At 66.4% G+C, this 19116-nt stretch carries 22 protein-coding genes; 9 read left to right on the top strand and 13 right to left on the bottom strand.

All coding sequences use genetic code 11. The features are described 5' to 3' along the window. Window positions 1–145 precede the first annotated feature (145 nt). The 5 genes from ACQY72_RS07215 (at window position 146) to ACQY72_RS07195 (ending at window position 4691) form a co-directional block, all read left to right on the top strand. Complete coding sequence (locus tag ACQY72_RS07215; protein ID WP_428156563.1) at window positions 146–898, top strand: SDR family NAD(P)-dependent oxidoreductase; 753 nt, start codon at window positions 146–148, stop codon at window positions 896–898. A gap of 193 nt (window positions 899–1091) precedes the next feature. Continuing rightward, window positions 1092–2990 (top strand): DEAD/DEAH box helicase, encoded by a 1899-nt coding sequence (locus ACQY72_RS07210; RefSeq protein ID WP_428156562.1) that lies wholly within the window; start codon window positions 1092–1094, stop codon window positions 2988–2990. A gap of 38 nt (window positions 2991–3028) precedes the next feature. Then, the gene (locus tag ACQY72_RS07205) at window positions 3029–3349 is read left to right on the top strand and encodes an Mpo1-like protein (protein ID WP_428156561.1); all 321 of its coding nucleotides are present in this window, start codon (window positions 3029–3031) and stop codon (window positions 3347–3349) included. Window positions 3350–3392: 43 nt separating this feature from the next. Next, window positions 3393–3716 carry an Mpo1-like protein gene (locus ACQY72_RS07200; RefSeq protein ID WP_428156560.1) on the top strand — a complete coding sequence of 108 codons (324 nt, stop codon included), beginning with the start codon at window positions 3393–3395 and terminating at the stop codon, window positions 3714–3716. Window positions 3717–3797: 81 nt separating this feature from the next. After that, window positions 3798–4691 carry a hypothetical protein gene (locus ACQY72_RS07195; RefSeq protein WP_428156559.1) on the top strand — a complete coding sequence of 298 codons (894 nt, stop codon included), beginning with the start codon at window positions 3798–3800 and terminating at the stop codon, window positions 4689–4691. 73 nt (window positions 4692–4764) lie between these two features. Here ACQY72_RS07195 and ACQY72_RS07190 read toward each other — a convergent pair whose 3' ends face one another. The 3 genes from ACQY72_RS07190 to dusA form a co-directional block, all read right to left on the bottom strand. Further along, a complete protein-coding gene (locus tag ACQY72_RS07190; protein WP_428156558.1) occupies window positions 4765–5322 on the bottom strand; it encodes a 3D domain-containing protein in 558 nt (185 codons plus the stop codon). Window positions 5323–5517: 195 nt separating this feature from the next. Then, entirely contained in the window at window positions 5518–6186 is a 669-nt protein-coding gene (locus tag ACQY72_RS07185) for a hypothetical protein (RefSeq protein ID WP_428156557.1), read from the bottom strand. 60 nt (window positions 6187–6246) lie between these two features. Beyond that, the gene (dusA, locus tag ACQY72_RS07180; RefSeq protein WP_428156556.1) at window positions 6247–7278 is read right to left on the bottom strand and encodes a tRNA dihydrouridine(20/20a) synthase DusA; all 1032 of its coding nucleotides are present in this window, start codon (window positions 7276–7278) and stop codon (window positions 6247–6249) included. 113 nt (window positions 7279–7391) lie between these two features. Here dusA and ACQY72_RS07175 point away from each other — a divergent pair, with 113 nt between their 5' ends. The 3 genes from ACQY72_RS07175 to ACQY72_RS07165 are packed head-to-tail and all read left to right on the top strand — an operon-like array spanning window position 7392 to window position 8837. Next, window positions 7392–8099 (top strand): hypothetical protein, encoded by a 708-nt coding sequence (locus ACQY72_RS07175; protein ID WP_428156555.1) that lies wholly within the window; start codon window positions 7392–7394, stop codon window positions 8097–8099. A 27-nt stretch (window positions 8100–8126) separates the two neighbouring features. Continuing rightward, the gene (locus ACQY72_RS07170) at window positions 8127–8543 is read left to right on the top strand and encodes a hypothetical protein (RefSeq protein ID WP_428156554.1); all 417 of its coding nucleotides are present in this window, start codon (window positions 8127–8129) and stop codon (window positions 8541–8543) included. A 39-nt stretch (window positions 8544–8582) separates the two neighbouring features. Further along, window positions 8583–8837, top strand: coding sequence for a DUF736 family protein (locus tag ACQY72_RS07165; protein WP_428156685.1), 255 nt, complete (start codon window positions 8583–8585; stop codon window positions 8835–8837). 129 nt (window positions 8838–8966) lie between these two features. On the opposite strand, the gene ACQY72_RS07160 is transcribed toward ACQY72_RS07165, so the two are convergent. The 6 genes from ACQY72_RS07160 to ACQY72_RS07135 all read right to left on the bottom strand — a co-directional run bounded on the left by ACQY72_RS07160 (window position 8967) and on the right by ACQY72_RS07135 (window position 14680). Further along, window positions 8967–11009, bottom strand: a complete 2043-nt coding sequence (locus tag ACQY72_RS07160) for a ParB N-terminal domain-containing protein (protein ID WP_428156553.1) — start codon at window positions 11007–11009, stop codon at window positions 8967–8969. A 467-nt stretch (window positions 11010–11476) separates the two neighbouring features. Further along, window positions 11477–12262, bottom strand: coding sequence for a sulfite exporter TauE/SafE family protein (locus ACQY72_RS07155; protein ID WP_428156552.1), 786 nt, complete (start codon window positions 12260–12262; stop codon window positions 11477–11479). After that, a complete protein-coding gene (locus tag ACQY72_RS07150) occupies window positions 12259–12762 on the bottom strand; it encodes a TIGR01244 family sulfur transferase (protein ID WP_428156551.1) in 504 nt (167 codons plus the stop codon). Before ACQY72_RS07150 ends, ACQY72_RS07155 begins: the two co-directional genes overlap by 4 nt. An 87-nt stretch (window positions 12763–12849) precedes the next feature. After that, window positions 12850–13314: a DUF6691 family protein gene (locus tag ACQY72_RS07145; RefSeq protein WP_428156550.1), complete on the bottom strand. Its 465-nt coding sequence runs from the start codon at window positions 13312–13314 to the stop codon at window positions 12850–12852. Continuing rightward, a complete protein-coding gene (locus ACQY72_RS07140) occupies window positions 13311–13754 on the bottom strand; it encodes a YeeE/YedE family protein (RefSeq protein ID WP_428156549.1) in 444 nt (147 codons plus the stop codon). The genes ACQY72_RS07145 and ACQY72_RS07140 overlap by 4 nt, the downstream gene beginning before the upstream one ends. Beyond that, a complete protein-coding gene (locus tag ACQY72_RS07135; protein ID WP_428156548.1) occupies window positions 13754–14680 on the bottom strand; it encodes an MBL fold metallo-hydrolase in 927 nt (308 codons plus the stop codon). Before ACQY72_RS07135 ends, ACQY72_RS07140 begins: the two co-directional genes overlap by 1 nt. Before the next feature lie 158 nt (window positions 14681–14838). Between ACQY72_RS07135 and ACQY72_RS07130 the strand changes: the two genes are divergently transcribed. Continuing rightward, the gene (locus ACQY72_RS07130; RefSeq protein WP_428156547.1) at window positions 14839–15171 is read left to right on the top strand and encodes an ArsR/SmtB family transcription factor; all 333 of its coding nucleotides are present in this window, start codon (window positions 14839–14841) and stop codon (window positions 15169–15171) included. Window positions 15172–15280: 109 nt separating this feature from the next. On the opposite strand, the gene ACQY72_RS07125 is transcribed toward ACQY72_RS07130, so the two are convergent. From ACQY72_RS07125 to ACQY72_RS07110, 4 genes are read right to left on the bottom strand one after another with little or no spacing between them, the layout of a single operon-like run. Beyond that, window positions 15281–16291 carry an aldo/keto reductase gene (locus ACQY72_RS07125; protein WP_428156546.1) on the bottom strand — a complete coding sequence of 337 codons (1011 nt, stop codon included), beginning with the start codon at window positions 16289–16291 and terminating at the stop codon, window positions 15281–15283. A 52-nt stretch (window positions 16292–16343) separates the two neighbouring features. Continuing rightward, window positions 16344–17189 carry an alpha/beta fold hydrolase gene (locus tag ACQY72_RS07120; protein ID WP_428156545.1) on the bottom strand — a complete coding sequence of 282 codons (846 nt, stop codon included), beginning with the start codon at window positions 17187–17189 and terminating at the stop codon, window positions 16344–16346. Between the two features lie 45 nt (window positions 17190–17234). Then, window positions 17235–18098: an alpha/beta fold hydrolase gene (locus ACQY72_RS07115; RefSeq protein WP_428156544.1), complete on the bottom strand. Its 864-nt coding sequence runs from the start codon at window positions 18096–18098 to the stop codon at window positions 17235–17237. Next, the gene (locus ACQY72_RS07110) at window positions 18095–19108 is read right to left on the bottom strand and encodes an NADP-dependent oxidoreductase (protein WP_428156543.1); all 1014 of its coding nucleotides are present in this window, start codon (window positions 19106–19108) and stop codon (window positions 18095–18097) included. Before ACQY72_RS07110 ends, ACQY72_RS07115 begins: the two co-directional genes overlap by 4 nt. Between the last annotated feature and the right edge of the window lie 8 nt (window positions 19109–19116).

The raw sequence follows: 19116 nt of genomic DNA, 5'->3' as shown, positions 1-19116 counted from the left end.
ATCCCTCGGCGGCCAGATGAGGCCTGATCCGTCAACGTGGCGCGAACAAACAGGGTGAACGGCGAAATGTGCCCGCACGGGTTACATATCGCCGTCGCTGATCCATATCGGGTGGACGCCAACGCATAAAAAGGAGACCGGCGCCATGACACTCAAGGATCAGGCCATCATCGTTACGGGCGGGGCCAGCGGCATCGGCCATGCCTCGGCACTGGAGCTGGCGCGACATGGGGCGAACCTGATCATCGCCGACTTCGACATCGACGGGGCCGAACGGGTCGCCGCCGAGGTCCAGGCGCTGGGCGTCAAGGCGTTCGCCTATAAGGTCGATGTGTCCGATCCGGCCGCCGTCGAGGCCCTGGTCGATTTCGCGGTCGAGACGCTGGGAACCCTGACTGGCGTGTTCAACAACGCCGGCATCTCCAAGGTCCAGTCCCTGCTGGAGATGGACCCTGCCTCCTATCGCCGGGTGATCGAGGTCGATCAGTTCAGCGTCTATTACGGCCTGCATTATGGGGCCAGGAAGATGGTCGAGCTGGGCGTGAAGGGCGTGTTCGTCAACACGGCCTCGATCTATGGCTCGGTCGCCGCCAAGGGCAGCTTCAACTACAACGCCGCCAAGGCCGCCGTCATCGCCATGACCCGATCGGGCGCGTTGGAACTGGCTGAGCACGGCATCCGCGTCACGGCCGTCGCGCCGGGCTTCATCGACACGCCGATGATGGGCCAGCTGGATCAGTCCGCCCGTGCGGCGCTGGCCGCCCAGCACGTCACCAACAAACTGATCTCGCCCGAGAAGGTGGCCAGCGTCGTGGCTTTCCTGTTCAGCGACGCCGCCTCGGCCGTCAACGGATCGACGGTGGCGGCCGACGACGGCTTCCTGGCGTTTAAAGTTTAAGAGGGCAAAACCGAGCGGGCGAAGGTCCGATCCGAGGTCGGTCTTTCGAACAGTGATCGCGGTAACGCCGTTTTCCGCCCCGCTTGCGCCCTTATTCGTGTATAGAGCGCCATCATTCGCCCGGCCTGAGGTCTGACCTCGGCCGGGCGCGGTCGTTTCAACGACCGCCCTTGTCCGTTTGCCCAGGTTTCCTATGCCCTTTCCCGCCGTCCATCCCGCGCTCGACCGCGCCCTGATCAACAAGGGCTATGCCGAACCCACCCCGGTTCAGGCCGCTGTCCTGGAAGCCGAATACGCCGGTCGCGACCTGCTGGTCTCGGCCCAGACGGGCTCGGGCAAGACCGTCGCCTTTGGTCTGGCCGCAGCCCCGACCCTGTTGGGTGACAAGCCGATCTTCGCCCCCGGCGGCGCGCCGCTGTGCCTGGCCATCGCCCCGACCCGCGAACTGGCCATGCAGGTCGCAGCCGAGCTGGAATGGCTGTACGCCGACTCCGGCGCCAAGATCGCCACCTGCGTCGGCGGCATGGATGCGCGTCGCGAAGCGCGCGCCCTCAGCTTCGGCGTCCATATCGTCGTCGGCACGCCCGGCCGCCTGAAGGATCACATCGACCGGGGCAACCTGGACCTGTCCGAGCTGAAGGTCGCCGTTCTGGACGAGGCCGACGAGATGCTGGACATGGGCTTCCGCGAGGACCTGGAGCATATCCTGGACCAGGCCCCGGCCGAACGCCGGACCCTGCTGTTCTCCGCGACCATCGCACGCGAGATCGCGACCCTGGCCAAGCGCTACCAGAAGGACGCGGTGCGCATCGACGCTACCGACAAGACGCGCCAGCACGCCGACATCGAATATCGCGCCTATCGCATCGCCCCGAACGAGATCGAGCATGCAGTGGTCAACACCCTGCGCTGGTTCGAGGCGCCGCGCGCCATGGTCTTCTGCTCGACCCGCGACAGCGTGCGTCACCTGCAGTCGTCGCTGCTGGAGCGCGGCTTCTCGACCGTCAGCCTGTCGGGCGAGATGGGTCAGCGCGAGCGGACCGACGCGCTTCAGTCGCTGCGTGACGGCCGCGCCCGCGTCTGCGTCGCCACCGACGTGGCCGCGCGCGGTCTGGACCTGCCGGACCTGGGTCTGGTCATCCACGCCGAACTGCCGATGAACCGCGCCGGCCTGCTGCACCGTTCGGGCCGGACGGGCCGGGCGGGCAAGAAAGGCGTCTCCGTGATGCTGGTGCCGCACTCGCGCCGCAGGAAGGCCGAACGTCTGATGGACGAGGCTGGCGTCGACGCCGTCTGGACCGGCGCGCCGACCTTCGACGAAATCCGCAAGGCCGACGAAGGCCGTCTGCTGTCGCCCGAGTTCTTCGAGGCCGAGGTCTCCGACGAGGACATGATCGTCGCCAAGCGGATGATCGCCGAGCGCACGCCCGACGAGATCGCCGCCGCCCTGGTGCGCCTGTTGCGCAAGGAACAGCCGGCGCCGGAAGAACTGTCCGATCCCGGTTCGGACCGTGGTCCCGCCAAGCGCGAACGCACCGTGCGCAACGACGACGGCACGGCCGCCCAACCCTGGCCGGGCGACCGCCTGGGCTCTGACGACGTGGTGTGGTTCCGCCTGGACGTGGGCCGCAACAAGAATGCCGATCCCAAATGGCTGATCCCGCTGATCTGCCGCATCGGCGGCATCACCAAGCCCCAGATCGGCGCCATCCGCACCTTCCCCGACGAGACCCGGTTCGAGGTCGCCAAGACCCATGAGAAGGCCTTCCGCGAAGCCGTCGCCGCGTCCAAGGACGAGGTGAAGATCACGCCGTCGGAAGCCCCGACGCCGGGTTCGATGAAGTCCAGCCGCTTCGCCGGCAAGCCCAACCGCGACGAGGGCGACCGCCCGTTCAAGAAGACCCCCTACAAGCGCGCCGACGGCGGTGCGGGCGACGCCCGTCCGGCCTTCAAGAAGCCCTGGGCGCCCAAGGCGGACGGCGGCGGCAACCCGCGCTCGAACGCCGCGGCCGACAAGCCGTTCGCCAAGAAGGCCTTCCAGGGCAAGCCGAACTTCAAGAAGGACGGCTTCAAGGGCAAGCCGAAGGGCTGAGACTTGCCTGATCATGGGCGGAGGCGCACCCTTCGCCCATGAGCACGCCACTGGAATCCGAGCAGGGATACGCCTCGTTCGAAGTCTTCTATCCCTTCTATATCAGTCAGCATCAGAACCGGGTCTCGCGACGCATCCATGTGATCGGGACGGGTCTGATGATCCTGGCGGTTCCGATCAGCCTGCTGACCCTGAATCCATGGTGGCTGGCCATCTTTCCGGCGGTGGCCGCGAGCGCCTGGATCGGGCATTTCGTGTTCGAGAAGAACCGGCCGCTGGGATTGCGCCATTTCGTCTGGAGCCTGATGGGCGATTTTCGTCTGTTCTTCGAGACCGTGACCGGCCGGCGCCCCTTCTGATCCCGGACTTGCCACACGCTTAATCCCGGCGCACCTTTCGCCCATGACCACGCCGTCGGCACCCCAAGAACGATACGCCTCGTTCGAGGCCTTCTATCCCTATTACATCCACGAGCATTCGAACCGGACGTGCCGGCGTATCCACGTCGTGGGCACCGGCCTGGTGATCCTGGCGTTCGGGGTCTTTGTGGCCACGCAGAACCCCTGGTGGCTGCTGGCCATGCCGCTGATCGGATACGGGTTCGCCTGGGTGGGGCATTTCTTCTTCGAGAAAAACCGGCCCGCGACGTTCAAATATCCGCTGTGGAGCCTGATGGGCGACTTCCGCCTGTTCTTCGAGACGGTGTCGGGCAAGCGTCGCTTCTGATCCGCATTTCAAGCTGCACGGTTTTTTGAAACCGACTAGTCTGCCTCCTGCGGCGCCTCGCCGCTGCTGGAGGGAGCGCTCATGAAATCCATCGCCATCGTCGCCGCCGCCTCGGTCCTGTTCGCGCCGGGCGTCAGCCTGGCGCAGAAGGGCGAAGCCAGGCCCGACTTCAACCTGGATCCCAATTACGGCACGGTCGACCTCTCGGTCGGGTTCGAGCCCGATCCCTACACCAAGGCCATACGCGCCGGCGGTTCGATCCCGGCCTCTCGCGCCAAATCCGGCTGCGAGGGCAATGTCAGCGCCGCGCCCGATTTTCAGGTCACCTATGAGGCGGGCGCGCTGGACCTGACGTTCAAGGCCGTGGCGTCGGAGGATACGACGCTGCTGGTCAATACGCCGGGCGGCGACTGGTATTGCGACGACGACAGCGGCGGCGATCTGGACCCCGAGGTCACGATCAACGGTCCCCAAAGCGGCCGTTACGATATCTGGGTCGGAACCTATGGCGACAGCATGGTCGATTCGACCCTGTCGGTCACAGAGCGCGTCGGCATGGATGGCGACGATTCGGGCAGCGGCCCGGACATCAGCCTGGAGCCCAACTACGGCACGGCCAATCTGCGCGGCGGCTTCACGCCCGATCCGTGGATCAAGTCGATCCTGGCCGGCGGTTCGTCGCCGGCCTCGGCCGCCAAGTCGGGCTGCGAAGGCTCGGTCAGCGCGGCGCCGGACATTCAGATCTTCTTCGAGCCGGGCGATTCCGACCTGACCTTCCGCGTGCGGGCGGAGGAGGACACCACCCTGCTGATCAATACGCCGAACGGCCGCTTCTATTGCGACGACGACAGCGGCGGCGACCTGGATCCCAAGGTCACGATCACCAATCCGCAGAGCGGCCGCTACGACATCTGGGTCGGCACCTACAACGACTCGATGGTGCAATCGACGCTGGAAGTGTCCGAGCTGGACTGATCGCAGCTCGGCGCAGACACGGAAACGCCGGCTGACCTTCGCGGTCAGCCGGCGTTTTCATTTCCGCATGGACTTAGTTGGAGGCGGTGGTCCAGGCCGGGGGGCAGCCGTCGAAATCGCCGGCGTCGACGATGGTCAGGGTGCGCATGTTCAGACGCTGCGCCTGGTTCATCGAGCCACGGCCGTTGCCGGTGTAGAGATCGACCTTCTGGCCCTTGATGGCGCCGCCGGTGTCCGACGCATACCAGTAGCCGTCGTGGATCGTGCCGTCAGCCATACGCAGGCCGACCGTCTCGCGGATGAACAGCTTGGTGCGGCGGGGAATGACACGAGGATCGACTGCGACGGTGCGCATGGCGATCGGACGGCAACCCAGGGAATCGTTGCCCGTCGCGCCGCCGCCGCCTGCGTGATACAGGCGCGCCGAGGCGCGCCAGTCGGGATCGGAGGCCATCATCTCGGCCTGTTCGGCGTTCAGCGCGGTTTCGATTTCGGCGGAACCGACTGTGGCGGCAGGGGTTTCAACCCTGACTTCATCCGCAGCTATGACATCATTGTAGGGGACAGGCCCGCTCGTCACAGACGACACGGCAGCCCAAAGAATGGCGATAGCAGCGGAAGCGCCGATCATGAGTTTCGCTCAGGAGACACCGGCTCCCAACGCCGCCGGCGCTCGCCTTGTCGCGTTAACTTGTGGCGAGAAAGCGGCCAAATCGTTCTGCGCGCTGTGCGTTACGATTTGTTTCTAAGTTAATGCCTTGTTTTTCATGATCTATCCATCCCCAGCTTGCGCGCCTGTGCGGCAAGCCAGGGACGGGGTCAGCCGTCAGAATTTGAAGTTCAGACCCGCCTGAACGACGGGCAGGACCTTGTAATCGTCGGCTTCGGACTGGATTTCCTGCTCTTCCTGATCCAGCCGGGCGCGGAAGATCGGATCGTTGGACAGGGTGCCGCCGCGCGCATCCAGATCGACCTGGGGCGAGTCTCCGAAGGCGGCGCCGGCCAGGATGCGGAAGCCCAGGCGGCCGCCGCGCGTAAAGGTGTTGTCGTAACCCAAGCCGACGAAGGGCGCGGTGCTTTCCAGGTCGATGCGACCCGTCAGCGTCCCGACCTGGGCCGGGGTGAAGGTCGCACCGCCGACGTTGACGTTGCCGGTGGGCGTGGCGTCCAGATCGATCTTGCGATCCCCGAAATAGGCCCCGCCCGAGACCAGGAACCCGTTGCGGAACGGATGAAGGTCCACGAAGGCGCCCGGGGATTGGAAGTCGATCTTGGCGTCGTAATCGATGCCCTTGTAGGTCTGGTCGCGATCCCACTTCAGCACGTCATAGCCGCCGCGCAGAACGACGACGGGGCTGAGAGAAAACTGGGCCTGAAGGCCGGCGCCGGGCGTGCCGACCTGGGCGCCGACGGCGAAACGTCCGTTCTCCTGGGCCAGGGCCGAGGTCGCGGGCAGGACGGCGGCCGCGAGGGCGGCGATCAGCAGGGTTTTCATAATGCAGGTCCGAAAGGGGAGGGTTCGCCCCCACCCTGACGTTCGGCCCTGAAGATTGGGTTACGCAGCCCATTCTCCCTGTGGCGTGTCGCGACGCGCCTCGGCCTCGCGCACCGCCTCGACCGCGCGGTCCAGCACCTCCAGCCCGGCGCCGGGCTGAACAGCTTCGACCGTCAGGATGCGGCGGAAGGCGCGTGCGCCGGGGCGGCCGTGCATCAGACCCAGCATGTGCCGCGCCATTGCGGGCAGGGCGACCCCTTCGGCCAACCGCGCGGCCATATAGGGCCGATAGCGGTCCAGGGCCGCAAAGGCGTCGGTGTCGGCGACAGCCTCGCCATACAGGCGACGGTCCGCCTGACCCAGGATGGCCGGCTCGTGATAGGCGGCGCGGCCCAGCATGACCCCGTCCAGCTTGACCCCGTCGGCTTCGGCCAGATGGGTCTCCGCCTCGTCCATCGAGGCGATGCCGCCGTTGATCGAGATGTTCAGATGCGGGCGCTCGCGCTTCAGCCGGCGCACCAGGGCGTAATCCAGCGGCGGCACGTCGCGGTTCTCCTTGGGCGACAGACCCTTCAGCCAGGCCTTGCGCGCATGGACGATGAAGACCTCGATCCCGACGGCGGCGCAGGCGTCCACCGTGGCGAACAGGCTGACCGCCGGATCCTGATCGTCCACGCCGATGCGGCATTTGACGGTGGCGGGCACGCTTACCGCCCCGCGGATCGCCGCCATACAGTCGGCCACCAGCTCCGGCTCGCGCATCAGACAGGCCCCGAACCTGCCCGACTGGACCCGGTCCGACGGGCAGCCGACGTTCAGATTGATCTCGTCATAACCGAACGCCTGACCGATCCTGGCGGCCTCAGCCAACTGCGCCGGATCCGATCCGCCCAGTTGCAGCGCCACCGGATGCTCCAGCGCATCGAACCCCAACAGCCGCTCGCGATCCCCATGCAACACCGCCGGCGCCGTCACCATCTCGGTATAGAGCAATGCCCGCGTCGTCAGCGCACGGTGAAACGCCCGGCAATGCCGGTCGGTCCAGTCCATCATCGGGGCCACGGCCAATCTACGTGCTTGATTTATCGGCATTTTTTAAGTAATATCAAAACGTTGGTTGGTGACGTGTGCACTCGATCTTACGCCGTGTTGCGACGTTTTTTCCGGCTTTTCGACATCTCAGTGCACACAGAGCGCACACGAAAATGGCGACATATTCGAAACTCCCGTCCGGAACTTGGCGGGTCCAGGTCAGACGGAAGGGCCGCTATATAAGCGAGACCTTCCTCAAACGCGATGATGCGCGCCGCTGGGCCACCGAGACCGAGGGCCGGATCGATCGTGGTGAGGTTCCGACGCCTGAGCGCGCTGCGCGTCTTCGCACCTTCGGCGAGCTTATCGACCTGCACATCGACGACATGAAATTGGTCGGTAAGGCGCCGCGGCGCTCGAAAGCCGCGACGCTGAGAATGCTCAAGGCGCGTCTCGGGCGGAAGAAGCTCGGTCAACTCGATCGGCGGCTATTCATCGACTTCGGCAAAGAGCGTGCGAAGGAGGGGGCTGGGCCGATGACTTTGAGCATCGACATCGGCGCCATCAAGCTGGTCATCACACACGCGATCGCAGTCCACGGACTGACAATCTCCGCCGAACCGGTGAACATGGCTCGTCTGGCGCTCAAACGCCTTGGACTTGTCGGCAAGGGCGTCGAGCGCGATCGGAGACCGACTGAGGAAGAGCTGCAGAAGCTCATCGGTCACTTCGAAGGCAATCCACGCCAAATCATTCCGATGGCAAGAGTCATCCGTTTCGCAATCGCCACAGCCATGCGGCAGGAAGAGATTTTCCGGGTGGTGTGGTCAGACTACTCGGCGCGGACATTCAGGCTCAGGGTCTTGATGGCGCCGGAATAGGCGTCGTCCGTGCGGGTGAAGGTTCCAATGGTCGCCATGTTCGTCTCTCCATTTGCAGATCGGGCCGCGCCAGCCGCGGCCTCGATGGCGATCGGCAGGCCGAGCGGACGCCGGTCCGCAGCCCCGCAGCCGCAGGCGCCCCGGGGCCCGAAGCCTTTGGCGGAGGACCGAGAGGCGACGTCTTTCTTGTTGCGCGAGGAGGCCGAAAGGCCGGGGAAGAAAGTCGTCGCCGACGGTTGCGAAGACCGGGGGACGGTTGGACAGATCAAGCCAGGAGAGGCCGCGCGCGGCGTGATCGGACCGCCCGGAGAGCCGGACAGGCCGGGGCTTGGCGCCTTCACCCGCACGGTCGTCGCGGTTAGGCGGGAGGCGGACCTGACCTCGGGCGCGCAAGGCGGTGGCGTGATGGCCGGGGCGAAGGACGAGGCGTTGGCGAACCGATGACGCGACGGCGGCGCACCGCTCGCCGATGGGAGGACGACCATCCAGGCCGACCGCGACTACCTGTCGGTCAAGTTGGACGATCCCAGCTTCCCTGCCCCGATCTACGCGTCCCGTAACGAGGTCACCGACGGCGTCAGCTTGATCTGGCGGGGCCGTTGCGCGCGAGGCTGCGGCGGGGCGCGGGGACAGTGCCGTCAGTCCGTCTGGATCGCCCACCAAGACGGAGGACGCTTGCTGGCTGGTGACCCTGAAAATCGCGCGCGACAGGCGTGTCCGGGGCGGATTCGGTGCTGATCAAGCGGACCTCCGAGCTTTGATGTCGGACGCCTGATCCGCACCCGGCGTCGGACGGCGGCGTGGTTCGCCTCGGCCAGGTCAGGGCCGCGCCTGTGAGCGCGGCCCGTCCTTCTGCGGTATGGCGTCCTATTCCGCCGCGAAGGGATAGGCGTCAGGATCGGTCTTCATCGTGTCCGGCGCGTCCTCTGACGCGAGGGCGTCGGCCGGTTCCGAGGCCGTTTCGGCCTTGTCCGGCGCCGTCCGAAGCAGCGCGGGCAGCCAGCCCCGGCCCTCGACCAATCGTTCGGCGGCTTCGGCCATGTCGCCCTTTTTGAACCCGGCGATCCGCTCCGCCTCGGCGGCGTCGCGAGCCTCGGTCACGGCCTCCAGCATTCTCGCCTTGGAGACGCGCGAGAAGTAGGCGGCCGCTGTCGGCGACCAGACGGCGGTCATGTCCAGCGACAGGGCCGTCGCCAGCACGTCCGCCTGCGCCCAGGCGCCTGGGCGGCGGTCATGCGGGTCGCGCACGGCGTTGAGGCCGAGCGCGGCGCAATAGGCGAGCAGGTCCAGCACCTCCGAGCCGGGCAGGGCCGACAGCGCCGCCCACAGGTCCTGCGGTCTGGCGGGCAGGCGGGCGGCCCAGGCCTCGCCCCTTTGGGTCAGCGCCCGTCCTGCCGGACCCTCCGTGACGCCGGGTGCGAGCCGTTCCAGACCGGTGCGAACCAGCCGTATCTGAAGCGGCGTCGCCTGTTCATGGCCAGGATAGAAGACTTGAAGGGCCAGCGCATGAACGAGAGCGGTCAGGGCGACGGTCGGCGCGGCGGCGAGCGCGGCGCGCAGCCCGGCGGTGCGATGGGCCGTCAGGTCCATGACCAGCCGCTCCGAAAGCGGCGCCAGCCCCTCGTCGGCCTCCGCGTCGCGCGCTTCGTCGCCCGTCTTCGTCGCTTCGTCGGCGTCCGCCTCTCTCCCGCGACCGGACTTGGTCGCGTCCGGATCGGAGGGCCGCAGGGCATCCTCGGCGCGGACCAGACCGCGCTCGAACCGCGCTCGACCGTCGTAGTCCAAGGTGACGATCAGTCCCGAGCGGGACAGGTCGTCGGGCCGATAGGCCACGTCTGGACCGTAGTCCTGCAAGGCCTTGTCGATCTCTTCCAGCCGGGCGTCCTGTTCCGGCGTCAAGCCGTCCTCGCCCGCTTGGGCGAGCGCGGCGATGCCGGAGACCTCCGCTTCGGTGCGTTCCACCGGCTCGGGCCAGACCCGGCCATAGCCGGTTCCGTGCGGGAAGTCGGAATGGGCCTCGGCCCAGGCCCAGCCCTCGCGTTCGCGGGCGTCCTCGGCGAGGTCGGCCAGCTTTTGCGCCGTCAACCGGTCGAGCAGGGCGGGGTCTTCCAGCCAGCCGCCGCCGTCTTCCGTGAAGAGGTCGCGGAGGATGACGCCGCCCGCCGCCTCATAGGCGGCGGCCCCGACGAAGCGGGCGCGCCGGTCGTCGGCGCGAACCTTGCTTTCGGTCATGGCGCGGCGGATGGCGTAGGAGGGGGCATGGGGGCCGACCTGCTCGAACACCTGGCGTTGGCGCGCGCCGTCGTCGCTGACGCCGAAGGCCATCAGTTGTTCGAGGGAGAGATCGCCTGCGCGATAGGCGGTGATCAGTTCGGGCGCGACCGCGCCGAGCCGAAGCCGTTGACGCACCACTTGGGCGGAGACGCCGAACCGGGCGCCGATCTCTTCGGCGCCCCATCCCTTTTCGTCCGAGACGCGCCGGAAGGCTTCGAACTGATCGGCCGGATGCATGGCCTCGCGCGTGACGTTTTCGTCTAGCGAGATTTCATGGGCGTCGTTGGTCTCGTTTACGGTTACGCGCACGGGATGGGTCCGCTTGATCGCCTTGCGCTTGGCTAGCAAGCGCAGCGCCTGCCGCCGCCCTTCGCCGATGGTGACCAGATAGGCCCCGGAAGGCGTACCGTCGCGCTTCCGCTCGATTTCGACCACGGGCGGCTGCAAGACGCCCTTGGCTTTAATCGAGGCGGCAAGCGCCTCGAGGGTCGCTGGTGCATGCGGCGTCTTGCGGGCGTTGTGCGGTGAGGCCTTCAGCCGGTTCAACGGCACGACGAGGGTCGCGCCGAGGAACTTTCCGGCCTCCGTCGCGGCCGTCGCCGGGGTCGGGGTGGTCTGAGGGGAATGAGCAGTCATGTCTGCCTCCTTTGGGCATGGGTTGCAGGCACGCGAACTGCGCGCCTGAAACCGTGCCCGTCGGCGAGACCGGGGTAGCAAGGGCCAGGGCGGACCGGCCGGAGGGGGATCGCCCGGCCTGCACAAAGCCTCCTGTCATGACGCATCATCGCCCTCTTGGCCGGCGCGGAAGGCCGGGGAGACCGGCCGGTCCGGCGGCGAAGCCGCGGACCCTGGCCCGCGCGAGGGCGGAGCCCTTAGCCGCTTGAAGCCCTGGTCGAGGTTCCACAGATGCGGTCGTTGGCCACGGCGTTCGCCCTGGCGTTTGGAGACCCTATGGCGAAACCCGCATCTTCCTGAGCTCGACCTGCTACGACCTGGGCGATGCGCGGGCGACACTGACCGAATATCTCGAAGGCTATGGCTTCGAGGTGCTCCTTCGAGTGGGACACGCGGGCCGAGGGCCGAAGAAGCGTAACACCCCGTCGTCAGAAAGGCCTGCTCTTCCACAGCATATAGGCGGCGACGACAAAGACGAGGATCGAGAAGATGGTCGTCAGCAAACCGCCAGCGCTTGAGAGCTTTTTGGCGGCGAGCGCGCCGCCGAAGCTCCCGGCAAGGCCGCCCAGGATGAAAACGCCGGCCAAGGGCCAGTCAATCAGGCCGGAGAAGGCGTAGTTCAATGCCGTGGTCAGGCCGAAGGCCGTCACCGCGACGAGTGACGATCCGATTGCATTCAGGATCGGCATCCCGGTCGAGGCGACAAGACCCGGTACGATCAGAAAGCCGCCGCCGATCCCAAAGAATCCGGAAAACATCCCGGTGCCCAGTCCGAAGCCCAGGACCTTCGGGGCATTCTCGCGATCGCACTCAGCGCCTGGGTTGCCGATGTCGGCGCGCCCGCGCAGCATCAGAATGCCCACCACGACCATCACGAGCGCGAACAGGAACAGCAGCTTCTCGCCGTCGAACGCCTTTCCGACGGTCGAACCTGCAAACGCCCCTGCCACGCCGGCTCCGGCGTACATCGCTGCGCAACGCCATTTCACCGTCCCATTTCGGGCATGGTTGGCCAGTCCTGCCGCCGCATTGGCGGCCACGGCCACGGCCAGGGCGCTGGTGCCGATCGCGACATGCGGGCTCGGGACGCCCACCAGATAGACCATCAGCGGCACGGCCAGGATCGACCCGCCGCCGCCCAGGAGCCCAAGGGTGAAGCCGACCAGGCCGCCCGACAGGGCGCCAAGCAGATACTGGAGAGGCTCAAGGCTCATCCGGCGTCATTCGGTATGGACCTCGCCGCTCCATCGTCGCCGGCGATAGCGGCGCGTTCGGCGCCCGCAGCGCTCGTGCCGCCGCGCCGGGCGTTGAGCCGAAGTCGAAGCGGCGACAGGTCGTAGCCGGCGTCGGCGGCGGTCGCGATCAGAGCGTCCGCCGTCTGCGACCCGCTCTGCGTTAGCGCCCACAGGGTCGCCGCACGCGTACCGGTGCGGCAGTAGGCGAGGACAGGACCGTTCAGACGGGCCAAGGCCTCAGCCATCTGGGCGACATGTTCGTCCGAAACCGCTCCGCCAAGGGTCGGCACATGGGCGAAACCCAAGCCGTGGGACGCCGCCAAGGCGCGCATTTCGGCGGCTGTCGGCTGGCCTGGCTCTTCGCCATCCGGCCGGTTGTCGATGATCGCCCGGAAGCCGTAGCGCCCCGCCTCGGCGACGTCGGCTGCGGTCAGTTGTGGGGCGACGGAAAAGGTGACGGACAGCGGCATGAAAGGCATGGGATCGTCCTTTGGGGGGAATGGCGCTAAGCGCCTGGGGGAGGTGCGCCAGGCCGACGATGTTTGGGGCGCGGACCAGGGGCGTTTCTACCGCGGCGGCTTTGCGCGGACGGCCGGCAGCAGGCGGTGAACGAGCATCCCGCCCAGCATCGCCATGACAAAGATCGCGGCCTGGGCTGGCGCGATCGCGAGGTCGGCGATCGCGGGACCTGGACAGAGCCCGGCGATGCCCCAGCCCATGCCGAACAGGGCCGCGCCCCCGACCAGACGAGGGTCAAGGTCTCTGGCCGAAGGCAAGGCGAACGCCGGGGCCGCCCAGGGCTTCACCATTCCCTTTTGAAAGCGCCAGGCGACGGCCATGGCCACGACAGCGCCGCCCATGACGAAGGCGAGCGTGGGATCCCAAGTCCCGAACAGGTCGAGGAAGCCCCGCACGCGTTGCGGGTCGGCCATGCCGGAAACGGCCAGGCCGGCGCCGAACAGGGCGCCCGCAAACACGGCCAGGGCGAGGGGCGCCAGGTTAGGCCGGGCCAGGGTGAACGTGCGCTTCATCGGCCCAGCCCCAGGGCGTTCATGATGGCGACGGTGGCGAAGCCGGCTCCCATGAAGGTCGCCGTCGCCACCATTGATCGCGCCGAAAATCGCGACAGGCCGTAGACGCCGTGGCCACTGGTGCAGCCGCTGCCCAAGCGGGTCCCGAAACCAACCAACAATCCGGCGATAATCAGAGAACTAACGCCCGCCGGGAACCGCGCCTCGACGGGGCCAAGAGCCAGGGTGACCAGCAGGGCGCCCAGAGGCAGCCCCATCACGAAGGCGATCGACAATCCTCGCGGCGCGCCGCTCGCGGAGATCCCGGCCGCCCGCGCCACCAGACCGCTGACACCCGCGATACGCCCGAGGCCCAGCAGCATGACGGCCGAGGCCGTGCCGATCATCAAGCCACCGATCAGCCCTCGGACCGGCATAGCATTAGCCAGAAGGTCGCCCATCACAGCACGTCCAGTGGGATTTTGAGGTAGCGTGTGCCGTTCGGCTCCGGCTCGGGCAGATGACCGCCGCGCATGTTCACCTGGATTGAGGGCAGGATCAGTCTGGGCATGGACAGGGTGGCGTCACGCGCGTCGCGCATGGCCACGAACTCATCCTCGCCGACGCCTTGATGAACATGGACATTGCCCGCGCGCTGGGCTCCGACCGTCGTCTCCCAGGCGAAGGTGTCGCGTCCGGCGGCCTTGTAGTCGTGGCAGTGGAACAGGCGCGTGCGCTCAGGCAGCGCCATCAGGCGGCGGATCGACCTGTACAACTGGCGGGAATCGCCGCCGGGGAAGTCGGCGCGGGCCGTGCCGTAGTCCGGCATGAACAGGGTGTCGCCTGTGAAGACGGCGTCCCCGACGACATAGGCCAGGTCCGCGGGCGTATGGCCCGGCACATGCAGGGCCGTCGCTTCGATCCCGCCGATCTTGAACCGGTCGCCATCCTCGAACAGCCGGTCGAACTCCGAGCCGTCGCGGGCGAAGGCGGTCCCTTCGTTGAAGATCTTCCCGAAGACGGTCTGGACGTGGATGATCTCGCGACCAATCGCGAGTTGGCCGCCCACATGGGCCTTCAGGTAGGGCGCGGCCGACAGGTGGTCGGCATGGGCGTGGGTTTCCAGCAGCCAGGCGACGGTCAGCCCCTCGGCCTTCACATAGGCGATGACAGCGTCGGCGGATGCGAAAGAGGTCCGACCTGCGGCCGCATCATAGTCCAGCACGCTGTCGATCACGGCCGCCTCGCCGGTCGCCGAATCATGGACGACGTAGGTGACGGTGTTGGTTGGTTCGTCGAAGAAGCTCTTGACCGTCGCTACGGCCCCCGAACCCGGTCCCGACTGCTCGATGATACGCGTTGCGTACTTGAGGGCGGGGTCGTTCACCTGAGTCTCCGGTTCGGCTGTGTCGTCTGCGGGCAGAAGCGAAAAGGGTGGCGATCGGCGGGACACGCTGACGTCACATCGACGAACAGTGGTAAGCTGCTGCTAACGCCCTATATATTAGGGATGGCTCAATTAGCAAATACAAATATAAGGGTGGAATGGTCGACGTAGGAAGTTTCGCGGTCGAGCGCCTTGAAGCCAGCGCCTCGGAAGCCGCAGGGTTGCTTCGCGCCCTCTCCAACGAGAAGCGTCTGATGATCCTGTGTCAGCTCGGGGATCGAGAACTGGCCGTGAGCCAGATGATGCCTTTGTTGGGTCTGTCCCAGTCGGCCCTGTCTCAGCATCTCGCGAAACTGCGCGAAGAGGCCCTCGTCGCCACGCGACGGGAAGGCACGACGATCTTTTATCGGATCACAGACCCGTCGGCGCTGAAGGTCATAGGCGTTCTTGCCGAAATCTACTGCCCGCCGGACGGTCCCGGTCAATCCTAGCGCCACGGTGGCACGACGGCGCGCGAACCGGCCTGTTAGTGGCCGGCCGCGTCTTGGTTTGAGGCCGGATTGCGCTGAGGACCGTCTGCGGCTCGAAAACCGATGCGTTTCACGCCACGTTGCCTGATCGTCCGTTCGCAGGCGGCCAGGCATGGGGCGTTCTTGGCGGCGACGCAGGATCGAGCACGCTAGCCGTGTCCAGACGTTCCAGTTGATCCGCTGTGAGTTCGATTTTGAGCGCGCCGAGATTGCTGGTGAGCTGTGCCGGCGATCGCGGCCCGATCATGGGAACGGCGCCGTGGGTGCCGGCCCAGGCGATGGCGACCTGGTCGGCGCTGACCCCCTGTTCCGATGCAATGGCGAGGACGGTGTCGAGGATTGCGGTGCGTTGGGCCGAGTTTTCGGCTTGGAAGACGTTTCCGCCAAGACCTTCGGCTCGGCCCTTCTCGCCCTGCCTGTATTTGCCGGTGAGCATGCCGCCGCCAAGCGGCGACCAGGTGACGACGCCGAGGCCGAAGGCGCGAGAAGCCGGGAACAGGTCGGCTTCGGGCTGTCTGTGGACCAGGCTGTGCTCGAATTGCGCGGCCGCGACAGGAAGGGACCGGCCGATATCGGCAAGCGTCGCGGCGTGGGCCAAACGCCAGGCAGGGAAGTTCGACAGGCCCGCATAGAGAATCTTGCCAGCTCGCGCCAAGTCGTCGAAACCGCGCAGGATTTCGTCAGAACCGGTGACGTTGTCGGGCCAGTGGGCCCAATAGATGTCGATCCGATCGGTCTTGAGGCGTCGCAGGCTGGCCTCCACGGAAGCGATCATCGCTTTGCGGCTGTTGCCCGTGACCAGGCGATTGGCATTCGGGGCGTCGCCTCGCGTGAATTTGCTGGCGAGGACGAAGTTTTCGCGCCGGCCTTGCAGAAGCGATCCCAAGATCTCCTCGGACTGACCGAACTGATAGACATCAGCGGTGTCGATGAAGTTGCCGCCGGCCTCGGCATAGGCGTCGAAGATCGCCTTGCTGGTTTCAATGTCGGCCCCGTGGCCCCAGGCCGTACCGAAGTTGGCAGTCCCCAGCGCAAGCCGAGACACCTGCAGGCCGGTTTTTCCGAACAGCGTATAGTTCATGGAGCAAGCCTTTCACGTCGTGAGTTGAGGCGCTGTGGGGCGCGTTGCGCGATCAGTCTTCCAGGAACTGGATCGCGTGCTTCAGGAAGCGCTCGGGGTACTGGAACTGCGCTCCGTGACCGGCGTCCGGATAGACGATCAACTGGGCGTTCGGGATGTTCTGGACCATGTGCCAGGAGTTGATCGTGGCGATCATGACGTCGTTGACGCCGTTCACGACCATGGTGGGTTGGGTGATCTCGGCCAGGTGATCGAACGGTCGTTCGGGATCCAGGGGAGTGACGAAGGCGGTGTTGGCCTCGATCTGACCCATCATCAGCTCAGGCGAACTCGGCGGATCCTGGTCGACGCGCTGATGACGACGGTCCCAGAACGCCCGACCGGCCTGTTTGGCCGCTTCGGACGGGCCGAAGAACAGGAACAGGAAGTCGTCGACGGTCGGAATCGGCCGCGGCGCGACCTCGAAGATCTTCGGATCGGGGCCGGGATTGCCGCCGCGCGGCTGGGTGCCCAGTAGCATCAGCTTGCGCACGCGGTCGGGATGGCGTCGGGTGAACTCCTGGGCGACCATGCCGCCCAACGAGAAGCCGACCACATCCACCTGCGACAGGCCGAGCGCGGCGATCACCTTGGCGGCGTCGTCGGCCATGTCCTCGATGGTGTTTCGGGGCGTGCCGGAGGAGGAGGCGCTTCCCCGATAGTTGTAGAGGATGACTTCGCGACCGGCCGCCAGGCCGTCGGTCATCAAAGGATCCCAATGATCCATGCCACCGCGGAAATGCTGGAAGAACAGCAGAGGCGGCTGACCAGAGTCGGTCTTGCCCCAGCGACGATAGGCGAAGCGATCGCCATCGACGTCGATATGGCGGGTGGGGGCGGTCAGATGGGTGTCGGACATTGGGAGTTCTTGAAAGAGAGGGATGGAGGGCGTTCGAAGACAGCCTCAGTTGTCGAGGAACTTCAGCGCCTTGGGCACGAAGGCCTCGTGATACTGGAAGATGCCGCCGTGGCCGGCGTCGGGGTAGCGGACGAGTTCGGCGTTCGGCAGACGGTGCGCCATGTCGATGGAGTTGCGGCTGGGGACCATGATGTCGTGGTCGCCGTTCGCGACCAGGACCGGCTGCTGGATCGCGCCCAGATCCTGCGCCGGCAGGTTTCCCCAGGCCTCGATGGCCTTCAGCTGGCGACGGAAGGCCGCGATGGTGATGGCCTTATCCCGATCATTGCGGCGTTCCTTCAGCCTTTCGAGGAACGCCTTGGCGGCGTGCCGGCCGGCCTTGCTGGAGGTGAAGAACAGATAGGTCTTGGGATCCTTCAGGGTCAGCATGCCCTTGACGATCAGCGGCGTGGACACCGCGCCGACCTTGTTGATGCCCGGTCCGCCGGCGGGGCCCGTGCCGGTGAGGACGACCTTGCGCGCCAGATCGGGCGCCTGGCGAAGCATGTCCTGGGCCACGAATCCGCCGAGCGAGAAGCCCATGAGATCGATCCGGGTCAGACCCAACGCACTGACGACGGCCAGCATGTCGGTCGCCATCTCGGCGATTGTAAGGGGCGCGTCTCCGCCCGAGGCGCCCACGCCCCGGTAGTCGAGGGCGAAGACGGTGCGTTTCGTCGCCAGACCGTCCAGGATGCGCGGGTCGAAATTGTCCAGCGTGGCGCCCCAGTGATTCAAGATCACCAGCGGCAGGCCTTCGCCCGATCCGAGCCGACGATAGGCGAAGGTGGTTCCCGCCGCCGCGATCGTCCGGTTGGGCGTGGTGCTCCAGGTCTCTGCGGCGGCGGCGTTCAATTGCGTCTGGTTCATTGCGCATCCTCCTTGACGGTGACGACGACCTTGCCCTTGGCCCGGCCGGTTTCGATGTAGGCGAAGGCGGCGTTGAGATCGGCGAAGGCGAAGGTGCGATCGAGCACCGGACGGATGTCGCCGGCCTCGATCAGGGCGGTGATCCGTTTCAATTGTTCGCCGTCGGCGCGCATGAACAGGAAGGAATAGTCGATGCCCTTCGCTGCGGCCTTGCGTCTGATCTTGCCGCTCAGCACGCCCAAGACCAGCTTCAGGATGGCGTTCAGACCCTGGGCCTTGGCGAAGGCGGGGTCGGGTGGTCCCGAGATCGAGATGAGCTTGCCGCCGGGCTTCAGAACGTCCAGCGAGCGTTCCAGCGTGTCGCCGTCGAGACTGTTCAGCACGACGTCGTAGCCCGACAGGATCTTGGCGAAATCCTGGGTCCTGTAGTCGATGACCACATCGGCCCCCAGGCTGCGGACCAGATCGGCGTTGACGGCGCTCGCCGTCGTGGCGACCGTGGCGCCGAGGTGTTTGGCCAACTGGATGGCGACCGTACCGACTCCGCCAGAACCGGCGTGGATCAGGACTTTCTGGCCGCGGCTCAGCTTGGCGCGATCGACCAGGACCTGCCAGGCGGTCAGGCCGACCAGCGGAATGGAGGCGGCTTCCTCCATGGTCAGGTTGGTGGGCTTCAGCGCGACATCGGCTTCGTCGACGGCGATGAACTCTGCGAAGGTTCCGATCCGGCCGTCACGTGGGCGGGCGTAGACGGCGTCGCCGACCTTGAAACGCCGCGCGTTCGGGCCGAGGCGCACGACCTTGCCCGCCACGTCGTGACCCAGCACGAGCGGCGGACGGTACGGCAGGATGGGCTTGAACTCGCCATCGCGGATTTTCGAATCGAGCTGGTTGAGACCCGCCGCGTACACTTCGATCAGCACATCGGTGTCGCGCAGCGCCGGATCGGGACGTTCGCCGAGACGAAGCGCGCCCTTCTTGGCGTAGCGGTCGAGGATGTAGGCTTTCATTCGGATCG

Origin of the sequence: Brevundimonas sp. (genome assembly GCF_965279155.1) — a bacterium.
GTDB lineage: Bacteria > Pseudomonadota > Alphaproteobacteria > Caulobacterales > Caulobacteraceae > Brevundimonas.
The sequence above is the reverse complement of the archived record's forward strand: the minus strand, read 5'-3'. Positions and strand labels throughout refer to the sequence as shown.

Coding starts and splice junctions, on each gene's coding strand:
- ACQY72_RS07140 (WP_428156549.1), bottom strand. CDS start 13,754: ATGGGCGACCTTCTGGCTAATGCTATGCCGGTCCGAGGGCTGATCGGT.
- ACQY72_RS07155 (WP_428156552.1), bottom strand. CDS start 12,262: ATGAGCCTTGAGCCTCTCCAGTATCTGCTTGGCGCCCTGTCGGGCGGC.
- ACQY72_RS07195 (WP_428156559.1), top strand. CDS start 3,798: ATGAAATCCATCGCCATCGTCGCCGCCGCCTCGGTCCTGTTCGCGCCG.
- ACQY72_RS07110 (WP_428156543.1), bottom strand. CDS start 19,108: ATGAAAGCCTACATCCTCGACCGCTACGCCAAGAAGGGCGCGCTTCGT.
- ACQY72_RS07130 (WP_428156547.1), top strand. CDS start 14,839: ATGGTCGACGTAGGAAGTTTCGCGGTCGAGCGCCTTGAAGCCAGCGCC.
- ACQY72_RS07185 (WP_428156557.1), bottom strand. CDS start 6,186: ATGAAAACCCTGCTGATCGCCGCCCTCGCGGCCGCCGTCCTGCCCGCG.
- ACQY72_RS07170 (WP_428156554.1), top strand. CDS start 8,127: ATGGTCGCCATGTTCGTCTCTCCATTTGCAGATCGGGCCGCGCCAGCC.
- ACQY72_RS07205 (WP_428156561.1), top strand. CDS start 3,029: ATGAGCACGCCACTGGAATCCGAGCAGGGATACGCCTCGTTCGAAGTC.
- ACQY72_RS07190 (WP_428156558.1), bottom strand. CDS start 5,322: ATGATCGGCGCTTCCGCTGCTATCGCCATTCTTTGGGCTGCCGTGTCG.
- ACQY72_RS07215 (WP_428156563.1), top strand. CDS start 146: ATGACACTCAAGGATCAGGCCATCATCGTTACGGGCGGGGCCAGCGGC.
- ACQY72_RS07125 (WP_428156546.1), bottom strand. CDS start 16,291: ATGAACTATACGCTGTTCGGAAAAACCGGCCTGCAGGTGTCTCGGCTT.
- dusA (WP_428156556.1), bottom strand. CDS start 7,278: ATGCCGATAAATCAAGCACGTAGATTGGCCGTGGCCCCGATGATGGAC.
- ACQY72_RS07175 (WP_428156555.1), top strand. CDS start 7,392: ATGGCGACATATTCGAAACTCCCGTCCGGAACTTGGCGGGTCCAGGTC.
- ACQY72_RS07210 (WP_428156562.1), top strand. CDS start 1,092: ATGCCCTTTCCCGCCGTCCATCCCGCGCTCGACCGCGCCCTGATCAAC.
- ACQY72_RS07150 (WP_428156551.1), bottom strand. CDS start 12,762: ATGCCTTTCATGCCGCTGTCCGTCACCTTTTCCGTCGCCCCACAACTG.
- ACQY72_RS07120 (WP_428156545.1), bottom strand. CDS start 17,189: ATGTCCGACACCCATCTGACCGCCCCCACCCGCCATATCGACGTCGAT.
- ACQY72_RS07160 (WP_428156553.1), bottom strand. CDS start 11,009: ATGACTGCTCATTCCCCTCAGACCACCCCGACCCCGGCGACGGCCGCG.
- ACQY72_RS07145 (WP_428156550.1), bottom strand. CDS start 13,314: ATGAAGCGCACGTTCACCCTGGCCCGGCCTAACCTGGCGCCCCTCGCC.
- ACQY72_RS07115 (WP_428156544.1), bottom strand. CDS start 18,098: ATGAACCAGACGCAATTGAACGCCGCCGCCGCAGAGACCTGGAGCACC.
- ACQY72_RS07200 (WP_428156560.1), top strand. CDS start 3,393: ATGACCACGCCGTCGGCACCCCAAGAACGATACGCCTCGTTCGAGGCC.